Raw genomic sequence first — 5,495 nt, 5'->3', positions numbered from 1 at the left:
CAAAATACTTGTCTGAAGAGGAAATTGAACATTTGCGGGAAGCTTGTCATCCATTTCTATTTATCATAATAAAAATTTAATAGGATTTGGCAGGATTATATCAGATGGGATTTATCAAACTTTAATTTGTGATGTGATGGTCGATGCCGAATACCAAAAAACTAGGCATTGGAAAAAAAGTAATGACATCATTACAAAAAGTAGGAGGAAGAAGATATTAAGTGGGTTCAATTATTTAGCGCAAAAAGGAAAACAAGATTTTTATAAGAAATTAGGTTTTGAAGCCCCAGAATCTGAAGCCCCTGGTATGTCCTTATTTTTATAATTTATTAAGGCACAGATTGGGTTGCTGCTTATGAGGTTTTATCAATGTGTATCAAGTCCTTTACTAATTTAAGCCTAACTAAAAAAGTTAAGAGAAAAAATTAAAAGCTTACATAACTGTAGCGGATAAGAGATTAAAAAGGGTATATTTTTTACACGATGCTGGGAGGGACATAAACTCCACTGCCACCAACTTTTAAAAGAAAGACAAACTACTCATTATTAAGGGGGATGAAAATGGAGCATATTGTAATTACTGCTGTATTAAAACCAAAAGAAGGCCTGCAGGGGCAACTATTATCAGAACTCAAAAAGGTACAAGCGGCATCAAGGGAAGAGGCGGGTTGTATAAAGTATGACTTGCACCAATCTGAAGATCAAACTTTTGTTTTATATGAAATGTGGAAGGATGAGGAAGCGCTGGAACACCATATTCAGTCGGCTCATTATCAGGAATACAGGAACAATATTGCAGACCTTGTATCAACTAGAGAAGTGTATAAGCTGAAAATAATGGAATAAGTTCACAAAGATGGAGTGGCGGAACCGTCGGAAAAACCTGTTATATGCAGGTTTTTTAGTCGTCTTTTTTAAGATGGGAGCTTTTCGCCGTATCTCCTTCGAAACAAATCTTTTGATTTGGACGGACCAGATGGCTATTATATTAATATCGCTAATTACCGATTTGGCGTGATGCATTCAGATCATCTATCCAGCTTCCATTGGGATAGTGATAATCGATATAGAAAGAGGCAAATGACATTGAAGCAGGAATTGGAACGCTTAAATGATGAACAAGCCGTTGAAATTTTTAAGGCATTGTCGAACCAGACGAGGGTGAGCATTCTTCAAATGTTAAAAGATCCCGACAGTCATTTTTCACCGCAAGCCCATATTATTGCTGATGAAGGATTTAAAGGCGGGGTTTGCGTAGGGGATATCCGAAGCATGGCCGGGATTTCGCAATCCACTACTTCACAGTATTTATCGATACTGCTGCAAAGCGGACTGGTTGAAATGAAGCGAATCGGACAATGGACGTATTATCGCCGTAATGAGGAGACGATTAAAAAGTTCGAAAAATACATTGGTACAAAAATTTAAGGAGAATTGAAGTGAGTTTATTACAGCATCGAGCATTTAACAGGTTGTACCAAAAGGATAAAATGACGCTTGGTTTCACGATTCCGACGGCAAGGATGTCCAAATATCCGATTATGGAAAATCAGCTGTCGCTTGCCCGCAAAATTGAAGACCATGGTTTCGCGGCATTGTGGCTTCGGGACGTTATGATTCAGAATTTGAATATTGATGATAATGGTCAAATGTATGATGTATGGATTTATTTGACCTATCTTGCGGCCCATACAAAGGATATTGCACTTGGGACGGCGAGTGTGGTCCTCCCGCTGCGCCATCCTGTCCGAGTGGCAAAGGAAGCATCATCTATTGACCGGTTGTTTCCCGAACGCCTGATCATGGGAGTGGCTTCAGGAGACCGGGATAAAGATTTCACAGCTTTGGGAATATCCAAGCTCGAAAGTGGAGGGCTGTTTAAAAAGAATTATGCATTCCTTGAAATGCTGTTAAAGGAGGACAATCCGACAATCAACAGCGATTTAGGCATCATCGATGGAACGGATATGAGAATGATCCCCAAACCTTTTTCTTCGATTCCAACCATGGTGACAGGATTCAGCAATCAATCGATTGAATGGATCGCCCAGAATGGGGACGGCTGGATCCAGTACCCGAGGATTATCCCACAACAAACTCAATTGATTAACGAGTATCGCGAGTTGTCGGAAATTCACGCCCCAGGAGTGTTTAAACCTTTCACTCAGACTTTATTTATCGATTTATCGGAAAATCCCGATTCGTTTCCTGTTCCGATTCCGTTAGGATTTCGTGTAGGGCGCAAACAGTTATTAGAAATTCTATATCAATTTCAATCGATTGGTGTCAATCACCTGGCATTTGTATTGTATTTTTCAAAGCGCCCTCCCGAGGAAGTCATCCAGGAGCTTGGAGAGTTTGTGTTGCCTTACTTTCCGACTCATGAAATTCCAGTATTAGATTAGTTTTTAAAAAAATTAGATAAGGGAAGAAGATGAACTTATGTCTAAACATGCTAATAAACTAAACGAAATTCCATTCTCGGTGCTTGATCTTTCACCGATAACAGCCGGAAGTACTCCTGCTGACTCTTTCCGCCAAACATTGGAACTCGCACAGCTTGCTGAAAAACTTGGTTACAACCGTTTTTGGCTCGCTGAACATCATAATATGCCGTTTATCGCCAGTTCCGCCACTTCTGTGGTGATGTCCCATGTGGCAGCCGGTACATCAAAAATCAGGATTGGTTCAGGAGGAATCATGCTGCCGAATCACGCACCGCTCGTCATCGCTGAGCAGTTTGGCACTCTTGAATCATTATATCCTGGGCGAATTGACCTTGGTCTGGGGCGGGCACCTGGTACAGATCAGGGGACCGCTCGTGCATTGAGACGCGACTTGGGAAGTACCGGAGATGACTTTCCTGAGCAATTAGCGGAACTCCGCGGTTACTTTGATCCATCCCTGGCACAAGGGAACCCTATAAAAGCCATTCCAGGTGAAGGTTTGAATATTCCAATCTGGCTGCTGGGTTCAAGCGGCTTCAGTGCAAAGCTGGCCGGAGAACTGGGTTTGCCATTCGCGTTTGCCGCCCATTTCTCGCCACTTAACACTCTGGGTGCTCTACAGATCTATCGCAAGGCGTTTAAGCCTTCGAATGTTCTCGATAAGCCGTATGCGATGTTGGCATTGAATATCATTACAGCAGAAACGGATAAAGAGGCAAAGCGCCTTTTTACAACAATACAGCAGCAATTTTTGAATCTGATGAGTGGCAACCTTAAACCGCTTCAACCACCGGTAGATGACATATCTGAAGTGGCCAGCAGCTACCAATTAAAGGCTCTCGAGCAGCAATTAGGCTCATCAATCGTTGGCAGCCAGCAGACGGTAAAGGACAAGCTGCATATATTTTTGGAAGAGAGCCAGGCTGATGAAATCATGGCCATTGCCCAAGTTTACGACCACAAAGCTCGCCTGCATTCATACGAGCTTCTGGCAGAAATTACAAAAAGCGAGAGGTAAAAAGGAGGACATCAGCAAGGAATCCTTTTTGATTTTTCGGCATTGAATATGGATGAAACCGTGAGATCATGTTATGAGCCTGTTTATGTTTACAGGATTCCTTAATTAAAAAGTTAAAAGTTGTTAGAATAGGAGACAATGATATGAACTGCAAAATTAACCGAAATGCTGCTAAAGTGCTGAAACAAATGTTGGAAAGTGAAGAGGCTGAAGGGAAAATGGTTCGTGTCTACGTTACATTGGACCATGGGGACCATGCCCATTATGAAATAAAGCTTGATACGCCCACGGACCATGATGAAATTGTGAAAACAGACAAAGCCATTGATGTTTTGCTCGATAAAAGGGAACCGTTTTTAGATGGGGTTTGGATCAGGTATTTCTATGTGCCTCAAGCACAAGCAGGATTTGACATCACGAATTCTTCTAAAGGGCATCACCATCATTAAACACGTGACAGAGCGATACTAAATGTTTTTATACCCTCATATATCTAGCTGTATACTAAACCCGGTAGATTACTTGTATTTATTGTGTTAAATAAGAATAATACCAACGATGCTTTTCCAATTTTAAGGGGGCTTATCATAATGAGCAAAAAAATCAATTCACTAATAACAGACTTATTTGAAGATGTAGAATTCACAGAACCAGCACAAGCATTTAAACATGCTGGTCATCAAGTGATCACAATCGACATACAGGCTGGAAAAGATATTACTGGTAAAAAAGGTGAAGCAGTAAAAATAGATAAAGGAATTGGGTTAATCCTCAAGACTTTGATGCTTTACTCATCCCTGGCGGATTCTCTCCTGATTTATTACGTGAAGACGACCGTTTTGGTGAATTCGCAAAAGCATTTATACAAGAAGGTAAACCTGTTTTTGCCATTTGCCATGGCCCTCAAGTATTAATTGATACAGACCTATTAAAAGGCGTGGACATAACAGGTTTTAAATCAATAAGGAACGATCTCAAAAATGCAGGTGCTAACTACAAAGATGAAGAAGTTGTGGTAAGCAAAAATATTGTAACAAGCCGTTTTCCGAATGAGATTTCTGCCTTTAATCGTGAATCCTTAAAATTATTAGCTGAATAATAGCGTAAGTACTCAATAGTATCGTTTTAGGAATTATTATTTCACAATGAATTTCAATACAAAAAAGATTTTAAGAAGGAAGGGTTTTTACTATGTCATTAAATGGTAAACGAGTAGTTGTTTTAGGGGGTACTTCTGGTATTGGTTTAGCAACTGCCAAAGCGTTTCTCGATCAATCAGCTCAAGTGATCATTGCCAGCCGTTCTGTTTCCAAATTAAATGAAGCAAAACAAGTTCTTGGTGGCTATGTAGAAGGAAATGAAATCGATTTTCGAAGCGAAGAAAAAGTAGCAGAATTTTTCAGCAAGGTTGGAAAATTTGACCACCTTGTGGTAACAGCAGGAGAAGGAGCAATGGGGAACTTTAGTGAATTGCCTGTGGCAAGTGCTAAAGAGGCGTTTGATAGTAAGTTCTGGGGGCAATATATTACAGTCCGTTCAGCACTTCCATATTTAAACAATGAGAGCTCAATCACCTTAACCTCTGGTGTATATGGCGTTCGTCCTCCTCAAGGCGCTACTACGTTAGCGGCAATCAATTCAGCCATTGAAGGATTGGTTCGAGGACTTTCCGTAGACTTAGCCCCTATTAGGGTAAACGTGGTTTCACCTGGAATTGTAGACACTCCAATCTATGCTGGAATGCCAGATGATCAGAGGCAAGCACTGTTCAACGGCATTGCACAACAGCTCCCTGTTGGACGGATTGCAAAGCCGGAAGACATAGCTGAAACCTATGTATACCTTGCTAAAAATGGTTTTACTACTGGTACGGCTGTTCTTATTGATGGTGGAGCCCACTTAGTATAATGGCCTTGTGGAACGGAAGCTTATCACCCTAACAAGCAGCGGGTTCTAACTAAAATAGAAATAAGTTAAGAATTAAACTAAACCAGCCAATAGTTTGTCAACATTTTTCAATAAACACTTAA

The 5,495-nt window shown here is 40.7% G+C and carries 7 protein-coding genes and 1 pseudogene; all 8 read left to right on the top strand.

Features of this window, described 5'->3' with window-relative positions; all coding sequences use genetic code 11:
* Window positions 1-43: 43 nt before the first annotated feature.
* Complete coding sequence (locus ADA55_RS01740) at window positions 44-325, top strand: GNAT family N-acetyltransferase (RefSeq protein ID WP_053087353.1); 282 nt, start codon at window positions 44-46, stop codon at window positions 323-325.
* Between the two features lie 236 nt (window positions 326-561).
* On the top strand, window positions 562-846 hold the full coding sequence (locus ADA55_RS01735; protein WP_048678258.1) for a putative quinol monooxygenase: 285 nt from the start codon (window positions 562-564) through the stop codon (window positions 844-846).
* 330 nt (window positions 847-1,176) lie between these two features.
* Window positions 1,177-1,428, top strand: a complete 252-nt coding sequence (locus tag ADA55_RS01730; protein ID WP_373689821.1) for an ArsR/SmtB family transcription factor — start codon at window positions 1,177-1,179, stop codon at window positions 1,426-1,428.
* An 11-nt stretch (window positions 1,429-1,439) separates the two neighbouring features.
* Window positions 1,440-2,405: a TIGR03571 family LLM class oxidoreductase gene (locus tag ADA55_RS01725; protein WP_072273106.1), complete on the top strand. Its 966-nt coding sequence runs from the start codon at window positions 1,440-1,442 to the stop codon at window positions 2,403-2,405.
* A 37-nt stretch (window positions 2,406-2,442) separates the two neighbouring features.
* On the top strand, window positions 2,443-3,465 hold the full coding sequence (locus ADA55_RS01720) for an LLM class flavin-dependent oxidoreductase (RefSeq protein ID WP_048678254.1): 1,023 nt from the start codon (window positions 2,443-2,445) through the stop codon (window positions 3,463-3,465).
* Between the two features lie 143 nt (window positions 3,466-3,608).
* Window positions 3,609-3,914: a heme biosynthesis protein HemY gene (locus tag ADA55_RS01715; protein WP_048678253.1), complete on the top strand. Its 306-nt coding sequence runs from the start codon at window positions 3,609-3,611 to the stop codon at window positions 3,912-3,914.
* 141 nt (window positions 3,915-4,055) lie between these two features.
* A pseudogene (locus ADA55_RS01710) lies at window positions 4,056-4,564 on the top strand (type 1 glutamine amidotransferase domain-containing protein).
* A gap of 92 nt (window positions 4,565-4,656) precedes the next feature.
* Window positions 4,657-5,373, top strand: coding sequence for an SDR family oxidoreductase (locus ADA55_RS01705; RefSeq protein WP_048678251.1), 717 nt, complete (start codon window positions 4,657-4,659; stop codon window positions 5,371-5,373).
* Window positions 5,374-5,495: the final 122 nt, after the last annotated feature.

The organism is Bacillus sp. 220_BSPC, from assembly GCF_001054655.1.
GTDB classification, from domain to species: domain Bacteria; phylum Bacillota; class Bacilli; order Bacillales; family DSM-1321; genus Peribacillus; species Peribacillus frigoritolerans.
The sequence above is the reverse complement of the archived record's forward strand: the minus strand, read 5'-3'. Positions and strand labels throughout refer to the sequence as shown.